22 protein-coding genes and 1 pseudogene are annotated in these 24,084 nt (G+C 45.8%); 14 read left to right on the top strand and 9 right to left on the bottom strand.

Translation table 11 applies throughout. The features are described from left to right. Positions 1-2: 2 nt before the first annotated feature. Genes mlaD through mlaF form a run of 3 tightly spaced genes read right to left on the bottom strand, consistent with a single transcriptional unit; the run spans position 3 to position 2,078 of the window. The gene (gene mlaD, locus R7Z47_RS18485) at positions 3-491 is read right to left on the bottom strand and encodes an outer membrane lipid asymmetry maintenance protein MlaD (RefSeq protein ID WP_005381099.1); all 489 of its coding nucleotides are present in this window, start codon (positions 489-491) and stop codon (positions 3-5) included. Between the two features lie 2 nt (positions 492-493). Then, complete coding sequence (gene mlaE / locus R7Z47_RS18480; protein ID WP_005381100.1) at positions 494-1,285, bottom strand: lipid asymmetry maintenance ABC transporter permease subunit MlaE; 792 nt, start codon at positions 1,283-1,285, stop codon at positions 494-496. Next, positions 1,275-2,078, bottom strand: a complete 804-nt coding sequence (gene mlaF, locus R7Z47_RS18475; protein WP_005388422.1) for a phospholipid ABC transporter ATP-binding protein MlaF — start codon at positions 2,076-2,078, stop codon at positions 1,275-1,277. Before mlaF ends, mlaE begins: the two co-directional genes overlap by 11 nt. Positions 2,079-2,452: 374 nt before the next feature. On the opposite strand from mlaF, the pseudogene R7Z47_RS18470 reads away from it, so the two are divergent. The 11 genes and pseudogenes from R7Z47_RS18470 (at position 2,453) to mgtE (ending at position 11,214) form a co-directional block, all read left to right on the top strand. After that, positions 2,453-3,417: pseudogene (locus tag R7Z47_RS18470) on the top strand (calcium/sodium antiporter). A gap of 29 nt (positions 3,418-3,446) precedes the next feature. Continuing rightward, positions 3,447-4,418, top strand: coding sequence for an arabinose-5-phosphate isomerase KdsD (gene kdsD / locus R7Z47_RS18465; RefSeq protein ID WP_005381104.1), 972 nt, complete (start codon positions 3,447-3,449; stop codon positions 4,416-4,418). Positions 4,419-4,504: 86 nt separating this feature from the next. Then, positions 4,505-5,068 carry an LPS export ABC transporter periplasmic protein LptC gene (gene lptC / locus R7Z47_RS18460; protein ID WP_005381106.1) on the top strand — a complete coding sequence of 188 codons (564 nt, stop codon included), beginning with the start codon at positions 4,505-4,507 and terminating at the stop codon, positions 5,066-5,068. Then, the gene (lptA, locus tag R7Z47_RS18455) at positions 5,049-5,543 is read left to right on the top strand and encodes a lipopolysaccharide transport periplasmic protein LptA (RefSeq protein WP_005381109.1); all 495 of its coding nucleotides are present in this window, start codon (positions 5,049-5,051) and stop codon (positions 5,541-5,543) included. Before lptC ends, lptA begins: the two co-directional genes overlap by 20 nt. 1 nt (position 5,544) lies before the next feature. Continuing rightward, positions 5,545-6,270: an LPS export ABC transporter ATP-binding protein gene (gene lptB, locus R7Z47_RS18450; RefSeq protein ID WP_005381111.1), complete on the top strand. Its 726-nt coding sequence runs from the start codon at positions 5,545-5,547 to the stop codon at positions 6,268-6,270. 50 nt (positions 6,271-6,320) lie between these two features. Beyond that, on the top strand, positions 6,321-7,790 hold the full coding sequence (locus tag R7Z47_RS18445; RefSeq protein ID WP_005381112.1) for an RNA polymerase factor sigma-54: 1,470 nt from the start codon (positions 6,321-6,323) through the stop codon (positions 7,788-7,790). A gap of 24 nt (positions 7,791-7,814) precedes the next feature. Then, positions 7,815-8,102 (top strand): ribosome hibernation promoting factor, encoded by a 288-nt coding sequence (gene hpf, locus R7Z47_RS18440; RefSeq protein ID WP_005381114.1) that lies wholly within the window; start codon positions 7,815-7,817, stop codon positions 8,100-8,102. Positions 8,103-8,104: 2 nt separating this feature from the next. Next, positions 8,105-8,551: a PTS IIA-like nitrogen regulatory protein PtsN gene (gene ptsN, locus R7Z47_RS18435; protein WP_005381116.1), complete on the top strand. Its 447-nt coding sequence runs from the start codon at positions 8,105-8,107 to the stop codon at positions 8,549-8,551. 14 nt (positions 8,552-8,565) lie between these two features. Next, positions 8,566-9,429 carry an RNase adapter RapZ gene (gene rapZ, locus R7Z47_RS18430; protein WP_005381118.1) on the top strand — a complete coding sequence of 288 codons (864 nt, stop codon included), beginning with the start codon at positions 8,566-8,568 and terminating at the stop codon, positions 9,427-9,429. A 2-nt stretch (positions 9,430-9,431) separates the two neighbouring features. After that, positions 9,432-9,707, top strand: a complete 276-nt coding sequence (locus R7Z47_RS18425) for an HPr family phosphocarrier protein (protein WP_005381120.1) — start codon at positions 9,432-9,434, stop codon at positions 9,705-9,707. A gap of 148 nt (positions 9,708-9,855) precedes the next feature. Continuing rightward, positions 9,856-11,214 carry a magnesium transporter gene (gene mgtE, locus R7Z47_RS18420; RefSeq protein ID WP_005381121.1) on the top strand — a complete coding sequence of 453 codons (1,359 nt, stop codon included), beginning with the start codon at positions 9,856-9,858 and terminating at the stop codon, positions 11,212-11,214. A gap of 64 nt (positions 11,215-11,278) precedes the next feature. Here the strand turns inward: mgtE and pmbA are convergent, their stop codons facing one another. Beyond that, entirely contained in the window at positions 11,279-12,622 is a 1,344-nt protein-coding gene (gene pmbA / locus R7Z47_RS18415; protein ID WP_238843935.1) for a metalloprotease PmbA, read from the bottom strand. Between the two features lie 110 nt (positions 12,623-12,732). Here pmbA and yjgA point away from each other — a divergent pair, with 110 nt between their 5' ends. Beyond that, positions 12,733-13,260 carry a ribosome biogenesis factor YjgA gene (gene yjgA, locus R7Z47_RS18410; RefSeq protein ID WP_005381124.1) on the top strand — a complete coding sequence of 176 codons (528 nt, stop codon included), beginning with the start codon at positions 12,733-12,735 and terminating at the stop codon, positions 13,258-13,260. An 89-nt stretch (positions 13,261-13,349) separates the two neighbouring features. Here the strand turns inward: yjgA and R7Z47_RS18405 are convergent, their stop codons facing one another. Further along, entirely contained in the window at positions 13,350-14,312 is a 963-nt protein-coding gene (locus R7Z47_RS18405; RefSeq protein WP_151514342.1) for a D-2-hydroxyacid dehydrogenase, read from the bottom strand. 103 nt (positions 14,313-14,415) lie between these two features. Further along, positions 14,416-15,168: a bifunctional tRNA pseudouridine(32) synthase/23S rRNA pseudouridine(746) synthase RluA gene (gene rluA / locus R7Z47_RS18400; RefSeq protein WP_042523486.1), complete on the bottom strand. Its 753-nt coding sequence runs from the start codon at positions 15,166-15,168 to the stop codon at positions 14,416-14,418. Between the two features lie 342 nt (positions 15,169-15,510). Between rluA and R7Z47_RS18395 the strand changes: the two genes are divergently transcribed. Continuing rightward, positions 15,511-16,776, top strand: a complete 1,266-nt coding sequence (locus R7Z47_RS18395; RefSeq protein ID WP_005381130.1) for an NRAMP family divalent metal transporter — start codon at positions 15,511-15,513, stop codon at positions 16,774-16,776. Between the two features lie 107 nt (positions 16,777-16,883). Here the strand turns inward: R7Z47_RS18395 and rapA are convergent, their stop codons facing one another. After that, on the bottom strand, positions 16,884-19,793 hold the full coding sequence (gene rapA / locus R7Z47_RS18390) for an RNA polymerase-associated protein RapA (RefSeq protein ID WP_005381132.1): 2,910 nt from the start codon (positions 19,791-19,793) through the stop codon (positions 16,884-16,886). A gap of 561 nt (positions 19,794-20,354) precedes the next feature. Between rapA and R7Z47_RS18385 the strand changes: the two genes are divergently transcribed. Continuing rightward, on the top strand, positions 20,355-21,731 hold the full coding sequence (locus R7Z47_RS18385; RefSeq protein ID WP_005381133.1) for a PhoH family protein: 1,377 nt from the start codon (positions 20,355-20,357) through the stop codon (positions 21,729-21,731). Positions 21,732-21,797: 66 nt separating this feature from the next. Here R7Z47_RS18385 and tldD read toward each other — a convergent pair whose 3' ends face one another. Together tldD and R7Z47_RS18375 are read right to left on the bottom strand one after the other, a co-directional pair. Continuing rightward, the gene (gene tldD / locus R7Z47_RS18380; protein WP_005381134.1) at positions 21,798-23,243 is read right to left on the bottom strand and encodes a metalloprotease TldD; all 1,446 of its coding nucleotides are present in this window, start codon (positions 23,241-23,243) and stop codon (positions 21,798-21,800) included. 11 nt (positions 23,244-23,254) lie between these two features. Then, positions 23,255-24,076: a carbon-nitrogen hydrolase family protein gene (locus R7Z47_RS18375; protein ID WP_005388437.1), complete on the bottom strand. Its 822-nt coding sequence runs from the start codon at positions 24,074-24,076 to the stop codon at positions 23,255-23,257. Positions 24,077-24,084 lie beyond the last annotated feature (8 nt).

Here is a 24,084-nt window from a genome sequence, read left to right as displayed (position 1 = left end):
AGTTATTCCTTACTTGAGTCGTCTGAACCACCTACGCTGTAGAGTACTTGACCAATTAAGTCTTCAAGCACAAGCGCCGATTTGGTGTCTTCGATGGTATCACCATCCACCAGCATGACTTCATCATCAAAAACGAAGCCAGGTACTAAACCAATGTATTGCTCACCAATCAGGCCAGATGTCAAAATTTGTACGCTCGACGTTTCTGGGAACTGATTGTATTTGCTATTGATAGATAGTGTTACAACTGGCAATAAGTTGTCTGGGTTAAGCGAAATACTACTTACTCGACCAATCACAACGCCCCCCACTTTTACGGGAGACCGAACTTTTAAACTGCCAATATTATCGAACTCGGCTTTGAGGGTATAAGTATCACCAGAGCCAATGCTTTTTACGTCAGCAACTTGAAAAATCATCACAAGAATCGCGCAAATTCCCGCTAATACAAAGCTGCCAACCCATAATTCAGTTTTACGTGTTTGTTGCATGATTAATTCCCAAACATCAATGCGGTCAGTACAAAGTCTAATCCTAGTACTGCTAAAGAAGAATGCACAACAGTGCGCGTAGTTGCTCGGCTGATCCCTTCCGATGTTGGAATAGCATCATAACCGTTAAATAGAGCGACCCAAGTAACCGTAATTGCAAACGCAAAACATTTGATCATACTGTTACCAATGTCTTGTCCTAGCTCAACAGAGGACTGCATCGCTGACCAAAAACTGCCGTGATCAACGCCTTTCCAGTCAACACCAACAAGCTGAGCGCCCCAAATTCCCACAGCCATGAAAATCATAGCCAGTAAAGGCATTGAGATAACCCCAGCCCAAAACCGTGGGGCAATCACTCGTTTCAATGGGTCTACCGCCATCATTTCAAGGCTAGACAGTTGTTCCGTTGCTTTCATTAGACCTATCTCTGCGGTTAACGCAGAACCGGCACGACCAGCAAACAAAAGTGCAGTAACAACAGGTCCTAATTCACGGAGTAACGAAAGCGCTACCATTTGCCCTAAACTGCCTTCTGCGCCGTAATCCACCAACACAACATAGCCTTGTAGACTCAAAACCATTCCAATGAACAGACCAGATACGACGATGATCGCCAGCGACTGAACACCAACAGAATAAAGTTGCTTAACAAGTAGAGGAAAACTTCTGATCGGTTGTGGCTTAGAAAATAGCGCCCCAATCAACATGAAAGTCGCACGACCAAATGCTCCGCAAATAGAAAGCGTGCGTCGACCCAGCGAGGCGACAAAGTGAATGAAGTTATCGACCATCAAATAAGTCCTTTTCGATACTTTGAGAAGGGAAACGAAACGGTACAGGACCGTCGGCATCACCTTGTAAGAACTGCTGGACACGAGGATCAGAGTTTTGAGTCAGCTCTTCTGGCGTACCATAGGCGATGATTTTTCCATCGGCCATCAGGTATACCCAGTCAGCAATACTCATGACTTCAGGTACGTCGTGAGAAACCACAATAGAGGTCAAACCTAACGCTTGGTTTAGATTGCTAATTAGCTCAACCAAAACGCCCATAGTGATTGGGTCTTGCCCCACAAACGGCTCATCGTACATGATCAGGTCAGGATCAAGTGCGATTGCACGAGCCAAAGCAGCGCGTCTTGCCATACCACCTGAAAGCTCACTCGGCATTAATTGCGCCGCGCCGCGCAGACCGACAGCTTCGAGCTTGAGTAACACCATGGTGCGAATCAAATCTTCCGATAAATCGGTATGCTCTCTCAATGGAAAGGCGACATTATCAAAAACATTCAAATCAGTGAATAAAGCCCCTGACTGGAACAACATGCTCATTTTCTTTCGAGCATGGTAGAGTTTTTTACGCGAGAGAGAGGGAATATTGTCGCCATCAAACCAGATCTCTCCTTGCTCGGGATACAACTGACCACCAATCAAACGCAGCAGTGTTGTTTTACCAATTCCCGATGGTCCCATAATGGCCGTCACTTTGCCCTCAGGAACATGCAGATCAATATCATCAAAGATCATGCGTTCTCCCCGTGAAAAAGTGAGGTTGTTCACGGTGACTAAATCGTTGTTCGACATATCATCTCTTCTACTGTAGGAGCGTTGCAACTCACGGAATCATCAAGCAGATACTCATCGGAGTTGAATTCTACGTTTAATAAAGTAACGTCGGTACATTTATTAGGCTGCAATCATAAGCACATTGGCGTTGAATTTAAAGCACTGTTCAATTAAATAAAGTCGAGTATATCCCTGCAATTTCTCATGGTTTATGACCGAATTAGCACGAAGTGTTTAAATCCTAGACCAGAATTGCTCATTTAAATGAGTGAGATTTACATACATTTTCGTTACTAACCTTTAATTTATTCTTCGTTTATCTTCCATTTTAGGCCGCAAAAGGTCAAAATTAGCGGTTATTCATTTTACTTATTTAATACTTAGGAATTCTCATGCTCGAAGCCGTTGCGTTGCTTATAGTCGGTCTTGTTTTGCTTGTTTGGAGTGCAGATAAACTTGTTTTTGGCTCTCAGCGATAGCCCGCAACGTCGGTATTTCCCCGCTTGTCATCGGCATGACAATCCTCGCGATGGGCTCATCCGCCCCTGAGATGATGGTATCTGCAACCGCTGCTTGGGATGGCAAAACAGATACAGCGGTGGGTAACGTATTAGGCTCAAACATAGCGAACATTGCGTTAATCCTAGGTATTACAGCGCTGATCAAGCCTTTGTCGATTAGCTCCGCCGTCATCCGCCGAGAACTTCCACTCATGATAGCCGTAACCGTACTCGCTGGTATTCTGCTTTGGAATAGCCATCTCGGTTTTTATGAGGGTGTCTTATTGTTTGTACTCTTTGGGGCATTTTTATTTGCTATGTTGCAAATCAGCCGCAAAGAGCAAAAATCAGGTGATGTTTTTCTTGATGACCAAGAGTCAGAGATCCCAGAAGGCGTCAGTAACCCTAAAGCAATCATGTGGGTGGTTATTGGCTTGATACTGCTTCCTTTGGCAGCCAGCATGCTGGTTGATAACGCGGTAATTATTGCTAAACACTTTGGTATGAGCGACCTTGTTATCGGTCTAACTATTATCGCCATTGGCACTAGCCTGCCAGAACTAGCCGCATCACTTGCGGGAGTTTTAAAGGGTGAAGACGACATGGCTGTCGGTAACATTATCGGTTCGAATGTGTTTAACATTCTGGCGGTAATGGGGATTCCTGGCATCATTAATCCATCGGTGCTCAGTGAGTACGCGATGGGACGTGACTTCTGGGTCATGTTAGGCGTTTCATTGTTACTTGTCGCGATGTGTTTGGGTAAATCACGCAGTATTAACCGTATTGAAGGTGCCATCTTGTTTGTGTGCTTCTTAGGTTACCAAGTGTACTTATTCGCAAACATGACCGCTTAATTACCACGATCAATAAGTAGAGATCTGATATGTCCAATCAATTTGATTTTCGCGCTGCTGCTAAACAAGTTCTTGATATCGAAGTTGCTGCTCTGCAAGAGCTAGATACCTACTTTGATGATCAATTTGAAAAAGCGTGTGAACTTATCCTTTCCAACAACGGCAAAGTTGTCGTTATGGGTATTGGCAAGTCAGGCCATATTGGTAACAAGATTGCCGCCACTCTGGCAAGCACTGGGACTTCGGCGTTTTTCGTTCATCCAGGCGAAGCCGCACATGGTGACTTGGGTATGATTAGCCCTGGTGACATTGTGCTGGCAATTTCTAACTCTGGTGAATCAAACGAAATTCTGTCTCTATTTCCAGTATTAAAGCGCCTGAATATTAAGATCATCAGCATGACAGGTAAGCCAGAATCAAATATGGCCAAGCTGTCTGACTTACACCTGCAAATTACGGTACCTCAAGAAGCTTGTCCGTTAGGCCTGGCGCCAACTAGCAGTACGACTGCCACATTAGTGATGGGAGATGCATTAGCCGTAGCTCTGCTTCAAGCTCGTGGTTTTTCTGCCGAAGATTTTGCCCTATCTCACCCAGGTGGTGCACTGGGGAGAAAACTGCTACTTAAGTTGTCTGATATTATGCACTTTGGAGAAGCGTTACCTAAAGTTTCTCCTGACGCATTAATTCGCGATGCCCTGCTTGAAATTTCAGAAAAGGGGTTAGGCATGACAGCCATCGTCGATGAGCACGATGCTATGCTTGGTATATTCACCGATGGTGATTTACGTCGTACCTTAGACAAGCGTATCGATATTCATACGACGGCAATTGGCGAGGTCATGACGACAAACCCAACCACAGCACACCCTGATATGCTGGCGGTTGAAGGTTTGAACTTGATGCAGAATAAAAACATTAACGCTCTGATTTTATGTAAAGACGAAAAAATTGTGGGTGCACTGAACATGCACGATTTACTAAAAGCTGGCGTGATGTAATATCAGCACAAACATTTAAATCATTTATTAGACGAATAAAGGCAATGGTCAGGGAAGTACTGAGCTAAACGATAGGCCTTCATTATATGAGTTTTACTCGCCTTATTTATTTGCTCTTGATCTTCGTTGTAGCGTGGTGCGGTTATTACCTACTAACCCCTAAAGGCAACGACGCAATTCAAGTAGCACCAGATTCTGAACTGCCCATGTTCAGTGGTTCTGGATTAGAAAACATCACCTACGGTGAAGATGGTGTCCGCAGTTACATCATTCGCTCCACTAACTTAGACCATTATGCTAAGAGTGGAGATACTATTTTTAATAACCCGACTTTGATGGTTTACCGTGAAGGTAGCGTCATTGAATGGAAGGTGACTGCCACAAGAGCAGTGTTAGATGAAGACCAAGTTTTGACTTTATATGACAAAGTCTTAATGCAAAATCTTCTGCCTGGTGCGAGTTTTGATACCATGGCAACAGACAAATTGGTCATTAATCTAACCAATCGTGATTTTAAAGCTGACCAACAAGTGATGTTGGTTGGACCACAATTTGAAACTACTGGAGGCGCAATGCAAGGCAACTTAAAACAGCATACTGCGACTCTGACAGATGAAGTTCAAGGTCGATATGAAACCGTTACACCTTAGCCTACTGGCACTGGTATTGGCGGCGCCTCAAGCGCTGGCACTCAAGTCGGATACTCAACAGCCGGTTTACATAAACTCTGACACCCAACAGGTGGACATGAAGAGTAACCAGGTTGTTTTTGAAGGCGATGTATCTCTTAAGCAAGGGAGCATCAATATCGATGCTGATAGAATCGTGGTAACTCGCGATCCTAAAACCGAAGCAATTAAACAGATTCAAGCATTTGGTAAACCTGCGAAGTTTTCTCAGCTGATGGACGATGGTAAAACACTTAGCGGTCAAGCTACGGAGTTGGATTACCGTATTTCTACAGACGAACTGACCATGAAAGGTCAAGCGCAGCTGGCGCAAGACAACAACACCATTAAAGGTTCTTCGATTCGTTACCAAATTGGTAAACAAAAGCTAGTCGCAGATAGCTCTAAGGAAGAGCGCGTTACGACCATTTTGCAACCCAATCAGATAGAGAACTAATATGGCAGTACTGAGTGCGAAAAACTTGGCGAAAAGCTACAAAAAACGCAAAGTCGTCACTGATGTTAGCTTAGAAGTTGAATCTGGTCAGATTGTTGGGCTGCTCGGTCCAAACGGTGCGGGTAAAACCACCTCGTTTTACATGATTGTCGGCTTAGTACCTCGCGATGAAGGCACCATTACCATTGACGACAATGACATCAGTATTTTGCCGATGCATAGCCGTTCACGACTTGGCATTGGCTATCTTCCGCAAGAAGCGTCGATTTTCCGTAAGCTTTCAGTAGAAGATAACATCATGGCCGTACTTGAAACTCGTCAAGAAATGACGAGGGAAGAGCGCCAAGATAAACTGGAAGATTTGTTGGAAGAATTCCACATCCAGCACATCAGAACCAGTGCTGGTATGGCACTATCAGGGGGTGAGCGACGCAGGGTGGAAATCGCTCGAGCTTTAGCGGCCAACCCTCAGTTCATTTTATTGGATGAACCTTTCGCTGGTGTTGACCCAATTTCGGTTAATGACATCAAGAAAATCATTGAGCATCTGCGCGATCGTGGTCTCGGAGTGTTAATCACTGACCATAATGTACGTGAAACACTGGACGTATGTGAAAAAGCCTATATCGTGAGCCAAGGGCACCTAATTGCATCGGGAACTCCGGCAGAAGTTCTCAATAATGAACAGGTGAAACAAGTTTATCTCGGCGAACAATTCCGTCTATGATTATATTAGGAACGGTAAGATTCTGAGCATTACAAGGTAAGTAACACTGAATGAAACCTTCATTACAACTCAAGCTAGGTCAGCAGTTAGCCATGACGCCACAGTTGCAGCAAGCGATTCGCTTATTGCAATTGTCGACACTCGATCTTCAACAAGAAATCCAAGAAGCGTTGGACTCCAACCCATTATTGGAAGTTGAAGAAGGCCAAGACGAGCCTCTAGCAAACGGTGAAGATAAGTCAGCGGTCGAGGCTGCTGATAGCAACAGTGCTAGCGAACCAACAGAAATTGACGTTCCAGATAGCTCCGATGTGATAGAGAAATCAGAAATTAGCTCTGAACTTGAAATCGACACGACTTGGGATGACGTCTACAGCGCGAATACTGGTAGCACTGGCTTAGCTCTTGATGATGATATGCCCGTCTACCAGGGCGAAACCACTGAATCATTACATGATTACCTCATGTGGCAGCTTGACCTAACACCATTCAGTGAAACCGACCGCACGATTGCATTAGCGATTATTGACGCTGTTGACGACTACGGCTATTTAACTTTGTCGCCTGAAGAGATTCATGAGAGCTTCGATAATGAAGAGATAGAGTTAGACGAAGTAGAAGCTGTTCGTAAACGCATTCAACAATTCGATCCTCTTGGCGTTGCATCGCGTAACTTACAAGAATGTTTGTTACTGCAACTGACGACCTTCCCAGAAGACACGCCGTGGCTTGCTGAAGCCAAAATGATACTTGCGGATCATATTGATCACCTAGGCAACCGAGACTACAAGCTCGTCATCAAAGAGACTAAGCTGAAAGAAGCCGATCTTCGTGAAGTCTTAAAGCTTATCCAACAGTTAGATCCTCGTCCAGGTAGTCGCATCACTCCTGATGATACCGAGTACGTAATTCCAGACGTATCCGTTTTTAAAGACAATGGCAAATGGACCGTTTCTATAAACCCGGATAGCGTGCCAAAATTAAAAGTAAATCAACAATATGCTCAATTAGGCAAAGGTAATAGCGCGGATAGCCAGTACATCCGCAGCAATTTGCAAGAGGCAAAATGGTTAATTAAGAGCTTAGAGAGTAGAAACGAGACGCTACTCAAAGTTGCAAGATGTATTGTTGAACATCAACAAGATTTCTTCGAGTATGGTGAGGAAGCCATGAAGCCAATGGTACTCAATGATGTCGCTTTGGCTGTGGACATGCATGAATCCACGATTTCTCGTGTAACAACGCAAAAGTTTATGCATACACCACGTGGTATTTTTGAATTGAAGTACTTCTTCTCTAGCCATGTTAGTACTGACAACGGCGGAGAATGTTCGTCAACAGCAATTCGTGCACTCATTAAAAAACTGGTCGCAGCAGAGAATACTGCCAAACCACTGAGTGATAGCAAGATTGCTGCTCTTCTGGCTGACCAAGGGATTCAGGTCGCAAGACGTACGATAGCCAAATATCGCGAATCCTTGGGAATTGCCCCTTCAAGTCAGCGTAAACGCCTATTATAAGGCACTAACTGAAAAGGAAAGTCTATGCAAATCAATATTCAAGGCCATCACGTTGATCTTACCGATTCAATGCAAGACTATGTAAATTCTAAGTTTCAGAAGCTCGAAAGGTTCTTCGACCATATCAATCAAGTGCATGTTGTACTAAAAGTTGAAAAAATCACTCAAATCGCGGAAGCTACGCTTCACATAAATCAAGGCGAAATCCACGCATCAGCCGATGACGAAAATATGTATGCCGCGATCGATTCGCTGGTAGATAAATTGGTTCGCCAACTTAATAAGCACAAAGAAAAACTAAACAGTCATTAATCATGCAACTGAGCGAAATACTGTCATTGGACTGCACCAAAAGTGCGGTCCACTGCACGAGTAAAAAACGCGCCCTTGAAATGATCAGCCGTATCGTGGCTGATCAAACGGGCCAAGATTCTACCGAGCTGTTCGAATGCATGCTCAATAGAGAAAAAATGGGCAGTACCGGTATCGGAAACGGTATTGCGATCCCTCACGCGAGAATGCAATCAAGCGACAAGGCCATTGCTGTCTTACTGCAATGTGATGAAGCAATCGAATTTGATGCGATTGACAATCGACCTGTCGATCTTCTTTTTGCGCTCCTTGTACCAGAAGAACAGTGCAAAGAGCACCTCAAGACTCTATCCTCTATGGCAGAACGTCTGAGCGATAAGCAAGTATTAAAACTACTGCGTAATGCTCAGAGTGATGAAGAACTTTACGACATCATGATTCACCAATAAGCAGGACTAACTCCATGCGACTAATCGTTGTTAGCGGGCACTCAGGTGCCGGTAAAAGTATTGCGCTTCGTGTACTGGAAGACTTAGGTTACTACTGTGTTGATAACCTGCCAGTTAACTTGCTGGACGCATTTGTTCATTCTGTTGCTGACAGCAAACAGAATGTTGCAGTCAGCATTGATATTCGTAATATTCCTAAAAAGCTAAAAGAACTGACGAGTACACTAGAACAGTTAAAAACTGAGCTTGATGTGACCGTGCTTTTCTTGGACGCCAATAAAGAAACGCTACTCAAACGCTACAGCGAAACACGCCGAATTCACCCGTTATCTTTAGGTGGCACCTCCCTCTCGCTCGATCAAGCCATCGAGCGTGAGAAGCAAATTTTGACGCCACTCAAAGCGCATGCAGATCTGGTCCTAAATAGTAGTGGGCAGTCTTTGCATGAATTGAGTGAAACCGTGCGTATGCGCGTTGAAGGCAGAGATCGCAAAGGGCTCGTTATGGTATTTGAGTCTTTTGGTTTTAAATACGGCCTGCCTTCCGATGCCGATTACGTATTCGACGTTCGCTTCTTACCTAACCCACATTGGGAACCAGCACTACGCCCGCTTACAGGTCTGGATGCTCCTATCGCCGCATTTTTAGAGCAACACCAATCGGTGTTAAGTTTGAAATATCAAATTGAAAGCTTTATAGAGAATTGGTTACCTCTGCTTGAGAAAAACAACCGCAGCTACCTGACCGTTGCAATCGGTTGTACTGGTGGTAAGCACCGCTCGGTGTACTTAACTCAGCAAATCGGTGAATACTTCGCCAACAAAGGACACCAAGTACAAATTCGCCATACCTCACTAGAGAAAAACGCTAAGGAATAGCCGTGGAGTTAAGTCGTAAAGTATTGATTCAAAACCGCCTTGGCTTACATGCTCGTGCAGCAGTCAAACTGGTCGAACTGGCACAGAGCTTTGAAGCGGTCATCACCATCGACAATGAAGAAGACAAAACCGCCACAGCAGACAGCGTAATGGGCCTGTTAATGCTAGAGTCCGCTCAAGGACAATACGTCACGATCCACGCAACGGGTGGGCAAGCGGAAGAAGCACTGGATGCCGTTTGCCACTTGATCGAAGATAAATTTGATGAAGGCGAGTAGTTTACTCGCTTTTTTCTTACCTCCCATTATCTTTCTCTTCCCTGACCTAATAAATAAATTTGCTTAGTATCATAAGTTGTTATTAAAAGGCGCCTAGAATTAAGTTATTATTCAACGCATTGTAAATATCAGGAATTGGGAGGAATGAATGGCAGAGCAAATTGAATTCGACCAAGCTCACCAAGCCCTCCAAGAAGTCACAGAAGCGCTAGAAAATGGCCGCTTCGTCCATGTTCGTCGTCAATTACAGGACATGGAACCTGAGGATATCGCTCACCTTTTAGAAGCCTCCCCACGGAAGAGCCGTGAAGTTCTTTGGCAACTCACCGACCCTGAAGATTATGGTGAAATCCTTGACGAGCTGAACGAAGACGTCAAAGACAGCCTCGTATCCAAAATGGCACCAGAAGCGCTTGCAGAAGCGACAGAAGGCATGGATACCGATGACGTGGCATACGTACTGCGTAGCTTGCCTGACAACCTGTCACGCGAAGTCCTGTCGCAAATGGACTCCTCTGACCGTCTACGGGTCGAAACCGCCCTATCCTACCCAGAAGACACCGCGGGTGGACTGATGAACACCGACGTCATCACAATTCGTGGTGACGTCGATGTGGACGTAGTTTTGCGTTATCTACGTATGAAAGGCGAGCTTCCAGAAGCTACGGATGCCCTGTATGTGATCGATGAAGAGAGTAAGCTCATCGGTGAACTGCCGATCACGACGCTTATTACCACTCAGCCAGACGTAAAAATCATTGATGTAATGGAAGACGCGGACGAGGCCATCACCGTCGATACTAGCGACTCAGATGTTGCGAGTCTGTTCGAACGCCGTAATTGGGTATCTGCACCTGTTGTTGATGAAAACTTGCATTTGGTCGGCCGTATCACCATCGATGACGTGGTTGACGTTATTCGTGAAGACGCGGAACACTCGATGATGAGTATGGCGGGTATGGACGATGACGAAGATACTTTCGCGCCTGTTGTAAAATCAGCTCGCAAACGCAGTATCTGGCTTGGCGCTAACGTATTAGCCGCCCTTGCTGCTGCTTCCGTTTCTAACATGTTTGAGGCCACATTAGATCAAATGGCGGCCATTGCGGTATTGATGACGATTGTTCCGTCCATGGGTGGTGTCGCTGGTAACCAAACCGTCGCACTAGTGATTCGTGGTCTTGCTCTTGGTCATATCGGTGACTCAAACAAACGCGAACTGTTAATGAAAGAAGCCTCGATCGGCTTACTCAACGGTATCATGTGGGCGCTGATTATTGGTGGTATTGTTGTTGCTTGGAAAGGTAACTGGATGCTCGGAGGAATCATTTCCGCCGCCATGCTGACCAACTTATTGGTCGCAGGTATTGCCGGAGTAACGATTCCAATCCTATTGAAAAAAATGAACATCGATCCCGCTTTAGCTGGTGGTATGGCATTAACAACGGTGACGGATGTGATTGGTTTATCTGTCTTCTTAGGGCTTGCCACAATACTGATTACCTAACAGAAAAAACGAAAAAGCCTGATGAACACATCAGGCTTTTTTGATTCTGAATTGCTAGAAAAGCTTATTCACCCGCCACTTTCATGCTATCCAGTAGGATAGAGCCCGTTTGGATTTGTGAGCGCGTTTCAATATCACTACCAACCGCCACAATCTTGGTGAACATGTCTTTTAGATTACCTGCGATGGTAATTTCTGATACTGGGTATTGGATTTCGCCATTCTCAACCCAGAAGCCTGCGGCACCGCGAGAGTAATCACCCGTTACCACGTTCACACCTTGTCCCATGACTTCTGTCACTAGAAGACCAGTACCGAGCTCTTTAAGCATTTGCTCGAAGTTTTGGCCTGTCGACTTCACGTACCAGTTATGAATCCCACCAGCGTGACCTGTCGGCGTCATCTTCATTTTACGTGCGGCATAACTGGTTAACAGATAAGTTGCTAGCACACCGTCGGTAATGATCTCACGGTCTTGAGTGTACACACCTTCACTATCGAATGGACTTGATGCCAAACCACGCAATACATGCGGACGTTCTGAGATATTGAACCATTCAGGAAGCACTTGTTTGCCTAGATGGTCAAGTAAGAAAGAAGATTTTCGGTACAGGTTACCACCGCTGATCGCCATAACGAGATGGCCAATCAAGCCTGTCGCAACATCAGCCGCAAACATGATTGGGTATTGACCTGTTTTTAGACGCTGCGCATCTAAGCGGTTAACCGTATTCTCTGCCGCCTTACGACCCACCGTTTCTGGGGTCCATAAGTCATCACGATGACGTGCCACGGTGTAGCTGTAATCACGTTCCATCTCGCCGTTTTGACCAACGCCAATTACACAACAGCTAGTACTATGGCGGCTAGACGCATAACTAGCTAATAAGCCATGGCTATTGCCATACACTTTCACGCCATAATGACTATCATAACTCGCGCCATCACTTTGCTTGATTGCTCTGTCATAACTTAGCGCTTCTTTCTCAGCGGCAATCGCCACATCGGCAGCATAGTCTGGATCGGGTGCGTCAGGGTGGAAAAGATCAAGCTCCGGGATCTCTTGCACCATGTATTCTTTTGCTGCAGGGCCTGCAAATGGGTCTTCAGATGTGTAATGTGCAATATCTAGCGCCGCTATAACGGTTTGCTCGATTGCCGCTTCACTTAAATCAGACGTGGAAGCACTGCCTTTGCGTTGACCTCGGTAAACGGTAATGCCCAGCGCACCATCGCTGTTGAACTCGACATTTTCTACTTCACCCATACGAGTTGAAACACTTAAACCAGTGCTTTTAGTAATTGCGACTTCGGCGGCGTCAGATTTTGCCGATGCAAGCTTTAAGGCTCTTGCGACGGCTTGCTCTAGCTCGGTACGTTGCTCAGCAACCTGCTGTTTAATATCCATTGTCTTTCACATCTTGTCTTTGATGAACAATAGGATAACAAGAATTTCGCTTTCTCCCCATGATTCTTGTTAAAATAGTCATAATATTAATCAAAACACAGGCAACTGAAATGGCACGTAAGAATCAAAAAGCGCCATGGGAACCAGAAGAAGAGATCATCTGGGTAAGTAAATCCGAGATGAAGCGAGACATGGAAGAACTGCAAAAGCTAGGTGAGGAGCTTGTCGGCCTCAAACCTTCAGTTCTAGAAAAGTTTCCATTGAGTGAAGATTTGCGAGAAGCAATTGCTGACGCGCAACGCTTTAAAAATGAAGCGCGTCGTCGCCAATTACAACGTATCGGTAAATTGATGCGTTACGAAGATCCAGAGCCAATCCAAGCCGCACTGGATAAAATTCGTAATAAGCACTCTCAATTAACGGCGGTATTCCACAAACTTGAAGCGTTGCGTGATCGCGTAGTGGAAGAAGGTGACAAAGCCATTGATGACGTAATGGAAATGTACCCAGAAGCGGATCGTCAGCGTCTACGCCAACTTGCTCGCCAAGCAGCGAAAGAGAAAAAAGCTGGGAAACCAGCAAAAGCGTACCGCGAAATCTTTCAGATCCTTAAAGGTCTAAACGAAGAAGAGTTTTAATTCGACGGCTCAAGCAATGAGCATTCGATTTAAACGCAAAAAGCAGACGTCAATGTCTGCTTTTTTTATCTTTGGTTTTACTGTCAGCGTTACACTAAGCGATTCACGCGGTCTCCGCGCTCGAAAGCGTTAATGTTCTCAATCAAGATTTCCGCTAAACGTTGGATAGATGAGTCGCTGCCCCATGCAACATGCGGTGTAAGTAACAAATTAGGTAAACTCATATTGGCAATCAGCGGATTGCTCTCATCAGCCGGTTCTTGTGTAAAAACATCAAAACCAGCCGCTGCAATTTCTTGCTGTTTTAAGGCATCCACCAGCGCGCTCTCATCCACCAAACCTCCACGCCCTGTATTAATCAAAATGGCGTTGGACTTCATTTGTTGCAACTCAGCTTGACCAATTAAATTCTGAGTACGATCGTTGAGCGGGCAATGCAAAGTCAGCGCATCGGAGCGTTTTAATACTTCCTCAAACGGCACATAACCTGGTCTACATTCTGCCGCCCCTTTACGCTCAGAAAACAAGACGGTCATTCCTAACGCTTGAGCCAGATTCGCCGTCGCTTGCCCTAGTGCCCCACTACCAACAACACCTAACGTGCTACCACCAATATCCCCGATTGGGTGAGTAAAAAAACAAAACTGCTGGTTACGCTGCCACTCACCTGCGGCAATATCTTGGTGGTACCCAAATAAATTCCGTCTTAAAGCGAATAACATTGCCATCACGTGCTCGGGCACCGAACGCGTCGCGTAACCACGTACATTAGCAACCGCAATATCATGATTAGCACAGTAGTTCACATCGACGTTGTTAAAACCAGTTGCGGCAACCGCGATCATCCGTAATTTTGGTAGTTGCTCTAATACATGTTGGTCAAGCAGGACTTTATTGCTAATCACGATATCGGCATCTGCTAACCTTTCTATTACCTGCTCAGGCGCAGTTAGGTCGTACTCACGCCAGTGGTGCGGAAAGCCAGGTCGTGGGACCTCAATATGTTCTGGGATGGTCGCTCGGTCTAAAAATACGATGCTTGGCAAAGACATAACAACTCCTTGTTCACGGCTGAAAGACAGGATACATCAACCACAGTAACGAAATAGCCAAAAATAGCGAACTAGAAAGAACCGCTGTTGAGTGCAATTGGCATTAAGGGTGTGGCAACGTTTTATAATCAGGCAATGTACGCTCTGGCGAAAAATAGTTAAAGATCATCGCCTCGGCTTCAGAATAAAAGTCACAGGGTACAAAAATACTGCTCAGCTGATCCGTAGCTGGATGATAAAAACTTAGCTCCGCAGCGTGCAACTCTAAACGTTCTGAAAACTGATACGCCTCTTCGCTTGCATAAAACTCATCACCCACAATCGCATGACCAATCGCCATCAAATGCACGCGTAACTGATGCGATCGACCAGTAATGGGGAGTAACCGCACAACGGTTGTATGGGTGCCATCAGGGTGCACTTCACGCTTCACTACTTGGAATAAAGTTTGAGATGGTTTGCCGTCGTCAAAACATACTTTTTGTCGTGGACGATTTGGCCAATCACAAATTAATGGAAGATCAATATTCCCTTCTTGCGGCTCAACATGCCCCCAAACACGTGCGTAATACACCTTGTGAGTGAGGCGATATTGGAACTGCTTTTTTAATGCTCGCTCCGCGGGTTTGTTTTTCGCCAGCAACATCAACCCTGATGTCGACATATCCAAGCGATGCACAACTTGAATTTCTGGATGCAACTCTTTGAGGCGGCTCCACATGCTGTCGTAATGCTCTGCAAGGCGACCAGGGACAGACAGCAGCCCTGATGGCTTATTCACTGCCAGAATGTCGTCATCCTCAAAAACGATATCAACCCAAGGGTCGGTGGGAGGGGTATATTCAAGCATTGCCATGGGAGATCTCTACAAAATAAAAACGCCACGATTATATACCCAAATAGCACCCAGATGCAGGATTCTGAAGAAAAGTTCAACCCAATAAAACAAAGTCAATCCTTTAGCATAAAAACTAAAAATAGCACGTTGTAAATTTAGTTTGACAACAAGACGCATAACTGAATAGAGTGCTAGATGCACACAGCATGATATTCGCAAAGAATACTTAAAATAAATACACCAAAACACAGCATTTAAAAGACATTACCGTTGCGCAGTATAGGGCGTTCGCTCAGCTTGTCATGTACTGCGGTATGTATCTCTTTAGAAAGATACATAAGATAAAAAGGACAATAAGCAATGGACTCCGCCGTTATAGATAAACCCCAATCCAAACTTTCCTTATTTTTTCGTTCGCTAGGCCCCGGCATATTAATGGCATCTGCTGCGGTCGGTGGCTCTCACCTCGTGGCATCAACCAAGGCTGGTGCGATTTATGGTTGGCAATTGGCTGCACTGATTCTGCTCGTAAACCTGTTTAAATACCCTTTTTTCCGAGCGGGCGTACAGTACACCATGGGGACAGGGCTGACCTTGGTTGAGGGCTACGCGAAATTAGGTCGGCCTTATCTATGGCTATTTCTATTTCTGAGCGTGGTATCGGCCGTCATCAATACCGCCGCTTTGTTGATGTTTAGCGCTAGCTTGCTGGGCTACTTCATTCCGTTTTCACTATCAATGGCATCACTCAGCATCATTGTGATTGTCACCTGCCTGATCATATTATTTGCTGGCCATTACAAAGCGCTCGATACGCTATCTAAGGTGATCATGTCGGTGTTAACCATCGCGACTTTACTCGCTGTTTCTATCGCCTTTGGTAACCCTGTTGAGCAAGTAGCCAACTTCGAGCCGCCGTCACCTTGGTCTATTGCGGCTATTGGTTTTATCGTCGTGACAATGGGGTGGATGCCTGCACCGATAGAGATCTCCTGTTTAACCTCAGCGTGGCTAAAACGCCAATCAAGCCAGCAAGAAGTAACATACCGCTCTGCTCTATTTGACTTTAATGTCGGTTATATTGGCACGGCGTTTCTTGCCATTATCTTTGTATCGCTAGGCTCTTTGATGCTTTATGGTTCTGGCGTTGCGCTTGAAAGCTCTGGCGTTGGCTTCTCCCACCAATTGGTTGGCTTATATGCGGCAACGATTGGCGAATGGTCTCGTTACTTGATCGCGGTAATTGCGTTTTTCTGTATCTTTGGCAGCACGATTACCGTTATTGATGGCTATTCGCGCGTTATTTCGGATTCTCAACGCTTACTGCGCTCGCAACCAGACACTAACCCTAAAACCACTTCAGCGATCATGCTGGTAGTCTCCTTACTTGCATTGGGTATTGTGGTTTTCTGGGCTTCTGCGTTATTGCCTATGCTGAACTTTGCGATGATCCTCGCCTTTATGACCACGCCATTCTTTGCTCTGCTAAATTACACCTTAGTGAGCAAAACTGAGTTACCTGAGCCTTTGGCTGTTGGACCTAAACTAAAGTGGTTGTCGATTGCAGGCCTGATTTACTTGTTTGGCTTCTTGGCTGTATTTATCTGGTGGAAGTGGTTGATGTAAATGAGGTAGCTATCAGTGATTAATGCATTCCGCATAAAGAAACTAAACCGTAAATAAAGAAAAAGGTCTTCAACTGAAGACCTTTTTAATGAGCAATAAATACTTACTTAGTTGTGGCTCACCACAATCAAACGCAGCGAGTCGAGCTGAACCTGAGCTTGGTTGATGTAACCAGTGAGCTCTTTAATTTGTGCGTCGATAGCTTCAATTTCTTCGTCACGAATATTTGGGTTCACCGCTTTCAGTGCTTGCAAACGCTCAAGTTCTGCATTCAAACTGTGCTGCATATCTTGATGAGCTTGTTTGCGTACTTCTTCAACCTTCTCTTCAATAAGAACATCACCGGCTTCAATTAAGCGGTGTACATCTTTCTGTACCGACGTAACCAACTTGCTACCTAAGTGACGGTTTACAGGGCTGAGCTGGCGGTTAAAGCTTTCAAACTCCACTTGAGCAGACAAATCATTACCACGCGAGTCCATCATTAAACGGATTGGCGTTTTCGGTAAGAAGCGCGCGATACCACTGCGTTTTGGCGCTTGCGCATCTACCGCGTAAATCAACTCAAGAAGAATAGTCCCGACTGGTAACGCTTTGTTTTTCAATAGAGATACCGCAGACGTCCCCACCCCTTCACTCATAAGAAGATCGATACCACCCTGGATCATTGGGTGTTCCCAACTGATAAAGTGCATATCTTCACGAGATAACGCTGTATCACGATCAAACGTGATCGTCGCTCCTTCGTATGGCAGACCTGGGTAGCTTGGCACCATCATGTGCTCAGATGGGGTCACAATCAGGGCGTTTTCACCTTTATCGTCTTGATTCAAGCCAATCGTGTCAAAAAGAGAAAGTGCGAAGGTGACCAGATTGGTATCGCCGTCGGTTGATTCAATTTTCTCAACGATTTGTTGTGCTTTTTCCCCGCCATTTGAATGCATTTCTAATAGGCGATCACGGCCTTGCTCCAATTGGGATTTCAGCTCTTTATTCATTTTTGCTGACGCTTCAATGATCTCATCTAGCGTGCTGGTATCACCAGAGGCAAGAATTTCAATCAGATCATCGGAGTACTTATCGTAAACAGCACGGCCTGTTGGGCAGGTTTCCGCAAAAGCGTTCAGGCCTTCATCGAACCAACGTGCTAGGATCGCTTGCGATGTGCCTTTCAGGTAAGGAACATGAATGTCGATATCGCGATTTTGACCGATACGGTCCAAACGACCAATACGTTGCTCAAGCAAGTCTGGGTTGAATGGCAAGTCGAACATGACAAGTTGGTTGGCAAACTGGAAGTTACGACCTTCAGAGCCGATTTCGCTACAGATAAGAACTTGTGCTCCACCTTCTTCTTGCGCAAAGTAAGCCGCCGCTTTGTCACGTTCAAGAATCGACATACCTTCGTGGAAAACGGTGGCGCGGATACCTTCACGCTCACGCAGTGCTTGTTCCAATTGCAGTGCGGTACTCGCACGAGAAGCAATCACGAGGATTTTCTCGCTGCGCTTCTCTTTTACTTTTTCAAGCAACCAATTCACACGCGAGTCAAACTGCCACCAGCTCGCGTCATCGCCTTCAAATTCTTGGAAAATTTCTTCCGGGTAAAGGTTCTTCATCGCACGTGCTTCAGAACTCATCTTACCGCCAATCATCCCAGCAACACGCATTGATGTAGTGTATTGCGGTGGAATATCCATTGGCATCAGATGCACGTTACGCTTAGGGAAGCCTTTGATGGCCGCGCGCGTGTTACGGAACAGAACACGCCCTGTACCATGACGATCCATCAAGTTATCGATCAGCTCTTGGCGTGCCGACGCTTTAGCTTCTTCGTCCGCTTCACTTTCGATAATGCGGAAAAGTGGTTCTACGTCTTGTTCAGACAATAACTCAGTGATCTGGTTTTTTGCTTCATTAGGTAGCTTTTCACCGGAAAAGAGTGAAGTAATCGCATCTGCTACGGGCGCGTATTGCTCTTCTTCCTCAACGAATGCTTCGTAATCATAGAAGCGGTCTGGGTCCAATAAACGCAGACGAGCAAAGTGACTCTCACGACCAAGCTGCTCTGGCGTTGCAGTCAGTAGCAACACACCTGGAGTACGTTCAGCCAAGCCTTCTACCACTTGGTATTCACGGCTCGGTTTATCTTGGCTCCATTCAAGGTGATGCGCTTCATCGACAACTAGTAGGTCCCATTCACCTTCCAGTGCTTGTTCAAAACGCTTGCGGCTCTTGCGTAGGAAATCCAAAGAACACAGCACATATTGCTGAGTATCAAATGGGTTTTCTGCATCCGCAAAAGCTTCGATACAGCGCTCTTCGTCAAAGATAGAGAAATGCAGATTGAAACGACGCATCATCTCAACCAGCCATTGATGCTGCAGTGTTTCAGGCACCACAATCAAAATGCGTTCGGCACGACCAGACAGAACTTGTTGGTGGATGATCATGCCCGCTTCGATGGTTTTACCCAAACCTACCTCATCCGCCAACAAGACACGTGGCGCGTGACGACGGCCAACTTCGTGCGCGATGTAAAGCTGATGAGGGATCAAACCTGCACGCATACCACATAGGCCACGCATTGGGCTCTTATGCTGCTCAAACTGGTTGGTTAGCGCACGGTAACGCAGAACAAAGTTGTCCATACGGTCGATTTGACCGGCGTACAACTTATCTTGAGGTTTGTTAAAACGAATTTGGTTGCTAAGGAAAATCTCACGCAGAACAACAGCGGTTTCTTGCGTGTCTTCACGAGTACCGAAATAGGTGTAAAGACCTTCATCTTCCAGTACTTCTTCTACTTTTAGAGACCAACCTTCTTGGCAATCGATGACATCCCCAACATTAAAGGTGACTCGGGTAACAGGTGCATCGTTACGTGCGTAAACTCGGTTTTCCTCTGACGCTGCAAACATCAATGTCACAGTACGAGCATCCATTGCTACAACGGTACCTAAACCTAAATCGCTTTCCGTATCGCTAATCCAGCGCTGCCCCAAAGCAAATGTCATGAATTGACTACCTCGTTATTAGTTCTTGATTCGTATTTCTTGTTGGTCTACTCATGCCCGTGGGCATGGATAATAGTTTAGATCTGATTCTGGCTTCTGCTATGCCGATAGCATTCGTCATTTCAGTATGAACTGAGTATTTTTTAAGCCAGCTCAACATGATAAATCGGACGTAGCCTATACGCAGAAAAAGGTCGCTAATCTTACTTGAAGCTGTGATTTAGGTCACGCCGAAACCGCACCAAGCAGAAACTTTTTTTCCCAAACTCTAAATGCAATCAAATTGTAAAATACTCATGCCAATTATTAAGTTGTAGAACGTAAATATTACGTATACTTCTAATGAGGGGCGTTTAAAACCATTGCATATGATTTAAGCGCGTTAGTACACGATTAGGATCAACACGGGTTTGCAGTAAGTTGTCTTGCTACTCGGTTGCACACTAGCCGACATCAGCCCGACAACCTCTATTGCAAGCAATCAGAGTTAGGTCACTTCACACCTATTTGGAAACGACCTAACAACTCGCATGCAGAGCCGTACTACGGCAAGGAGACGCTATGGGCGATACCGATCGGAAACTGTTTGTACTCGATACCAACATTCTTCTTCATGAACCCTTTGCCATCTTCTCTTTCCAAGAACACGATGTCGTTATCCCCATGACCGTGTTGGAAGAACTCGACCGAATCAAAGACAGTAAGCGCGACGTTGCAAGAGATGCGCGCGTGGCTATTCGCACCTTGGAAGATTTGTTTAAAGAAGCAACGCCAGATGAAATCTCTGAAGGCATTCCTGTTTCTAAAGACAACCCCGACCAGGGTACTATTTCCATTTTGGCGGATTTTGAACTGCAGGAAACCGTCAAAGCCTTCGCCGACAAAGCCGGTGACAACCGTATTCTCAACGCGGTGCTTTATCTGCAAAATAAACGTGCACCACGTGAAGTGGTACTGATCACGAAAGACATCAACATGCGTCTGCGAGCCAAAGGGGCTGGTGTACGCTTTGTTGAGGACTATAGAACCGACCAACTGATTGACGACATTCAATACCTAACCAAAGGCTTTCAATTACGTGAAGGTGATTTCTGGAGCGGTATTGAGGAAGTAGAAAGCTATGCACTGGGCGGAAAAACTTACCACAAACTCAGTCGCGAACCCTTCGACCCAACCTTTATCAACCAATACGTTATTGATGAAGACAGTGACTTTGCTGGTCGCGTAGAAACCATCAATGAAGACAAGCTAACGCTTCTCGACCTGAGCCGCGAACGTCTAATGCATCGTAAGGCTTGGGACATCACACCTAAAAATATCTACCAGGGAATGGCGTTAGATGCCTTACTCGATCCAGAAATTGACTTGGTGATTCTAACGGGTGCGGCGGGTAGTGGTAAGACATTACTGGCAATGGCAGCAGCATTGGAGCAAACCATTGAAAAAAGCATGTTCGATAAAATTATCGTAACACGTAACACGCCAGATATCGGTGAATCCATCGGCTTCTTACCCGGCTCCGAAGAGGAGAAAATGATGCCGTGGTTAGCGGCGGTGACCGATACCTTGGAAGCACTACATAAACACGATCACTGCACTGAAGGCTCATTGAAGTACATCTGCGATAAAGCCAACATTCAATTTAAATCGATCAACTTTATGCGTGGCCGTTCGATTCAAAATGCGTTTGTACTGCTTGATGAGTGTCAAAACCTCACTGCATCACAAATCAAAACCATCATTACCCGCTGTGGTGAAGGAACCAAAATCGTCTGCTCCGGTAACTTGGCGCAGATTGACTCTCATTACCTCACCCCAGTAACATCAGGATTGACGTACATGGTTGAGCGCTTCAAGAACTTTGAAGGCAGCGCAAATATTCACCTCAACGGCGTGGTTCGTAGCCGCTTGGCGGAATTTGCTGAAGAAAACCTGTAATTGACACCGATTCACAAAGCAAAAGAGCGCTCTAATGAGCGCTCTTTTTATAACGATTCGACTGAGTTACTCAGTGCCACCCACTGTCAGTGAGTCCAGCTTCAAGGTCGGCTGACCAACACCAACTGGCACACTTTGACCTGCTTTACCACATACGCCAACGCCCTTGTCGATACTTAGGTCGTTACCGACCATAGACACTTGCTGCATTGCTTCGATACCTGAGCCAATCAACGTCGCACCTTTAACAGGGCGCGTAATTTTACCGTTTTCAATCAAGTACGCTTCCGATGCAGAGAACACAAACTTACCCGAAGTAATGTCCACCTGGCCGCCACCAAAGTTTGGCGCATACAATCCTTTCTCGACCGTCGAGATAATTTCTTCTGGCGTATGTTCACCTGGAAGCATGTAGGTGTTGGTCATACGAGGCATTGGCAAGTGTGCATACGATTCACGGCGACCATTACCCGTTGGATTTACACCCATTAGCCGCGCATTTAGCTTGTCTTGCATGTAACCTTTCAGCACACCATTTTCGATAAGCGTGTTGTACTGACCGTTTACCCCTTCATCATCCACATTCAGTGAACCACGAAGGTCTTTTAACGTGCCGTCATCGACGATGGTACACAGTGAAGACGTCACTTGTTGACCCATTTTTCCAGAGAACACTGACGACTCTTTGCGGTTAAAGTCACCTTCTAGTCCATGACCTACCGCTTCGTGTAGCAACACGCCAGGCCAGCCAGAGCCCAATACCACTGGCATCATGCCTGCTGGTGCTGCTTCTGCTTCAAGGTTGATTAACGCCATGCGAATCGCTTCGTCTGCATAATGGAAAGCTTGTTTCACTCCATTGCTTTCCGTTAAAAAGAAATCGTAACCGAAACGGCCGCCGCCACCAGCACTACCGCGTTCACGTCGTTCACCTTTTTGTGCAAGCACGCTAATAGACAAACGCACCAAAGGACGAATATCGCCTGCATAAGTACCGTCTGTTGCCGCAACAAGCATCTGCTCATGCACACCGCTGATGCTGATCGAAACTTCTTTAATCAATGGTTCTTTAGTGCGGATGTAAGCATCTAGAGATTTGAGCAATTCTGTTTTTTGCTGCTTTTCCCATTCAGCTAGTGGATTCACAGCCGCGTAGTACGCTTGGTTTTCGGTGCGTTTAAACGCTTGGACTTTGCCATTTTGCCCTTGCTGAGCAATACCGCGCGCCGCCATTGCACTCTGCTTCAGGCCTTCAGGCTGGATTTGATCAGAGTAGGCAAAGCCGGTTTTCTCGCCAGTTACTGCACGGACACCAACACCACAATCAATGTTAAAAGAGCCATCTTTGATGATGCTGTCTTCTAGAACCAGAGACTCATGCCAGCTGGACTGAAAGTAAATGTCCGCATAATCGATCTGGCGCGTCGCAATGCTGGCAAGCGTGTCAGCAATGTCTTGTTCTGTCAGACCATTTGGGGCAAGGAGTGCCTGTTCTATTTGGTTTGTGCTCATAGTTAGCTCTTTTATTTCCGTCTCAATTCATTTTGAAAGCGACTGTGTTGAGTCAGCGGCATATTCTGCCTTACTTGTTGGCTTTGTGACAAATCTATCTCAGTCACCAATAAACCTACTTCATCCTGAAGCTGTTTATGGATACGTCCCCAAGGGTCAACGACCATTGAGTGTCCCCATGTTTTTCGTCCACATGGATGCGTTCCAGTTTGTCCGCTTGCCAAAATCCAACATTGTGTCTCAATCGCTCTAGCTCGCAATAATACTTCCCAGTGAGCTTGCCCCGTCACAGCGGTAAACGCAGCGGGCACCACAATGATATCCGCCCCTTCTTGACGCAATACTTTATAAAGTTCTGGGAAACGTAAATCATAACAAATGCTCAATCCAACACTGCCGATATCAGTTTCCGCAACGACTATTTGATTACCCGCCATAAACGTATCCGACTCACGATAACTACCATAACCATCGGCTACGTCGACATCAAACATATGCAGTTTGTCATAGTGAGCAATGCATTTACCGTGCGGCGGCAATACAAGTGTTGTGGTGGTGACACCTTTTGCGGTTTGAATGGGCATGCTTCCGACAATCAGCGTTAACTGGTTCTTTCTGGCGATTTCACAGAGCCGCTGTTGAATCATGCCACTGCCAAGTGGCTCTGCATGTTGATGATAAGCTTCGCGACTGGAAAATAGCACTGTATTTTCAGGAGTAAGAACAAGTTTGGCACCTTGCTTGCTCGCTAAAGCACACTGTTTTTCAATGAAGTCCAAATTCGCGTTAATATCCGGACCCGAAGTCATTTGAATAATGCCAACACGCTCCATGTGTTTCC

It is taken from the genome of Vibrio sp. 1641, assembly GCF_033339995.1.
GTDB lineage: Bacteria > Pseudomonadota > Gammaproteobacteria > Enterobacterales > Vibrionaceae > Vibrio > Vibrio alginolyticus.
This window is presented reverse-complemented; position numbering and strand designations above follow the sequence as displayed.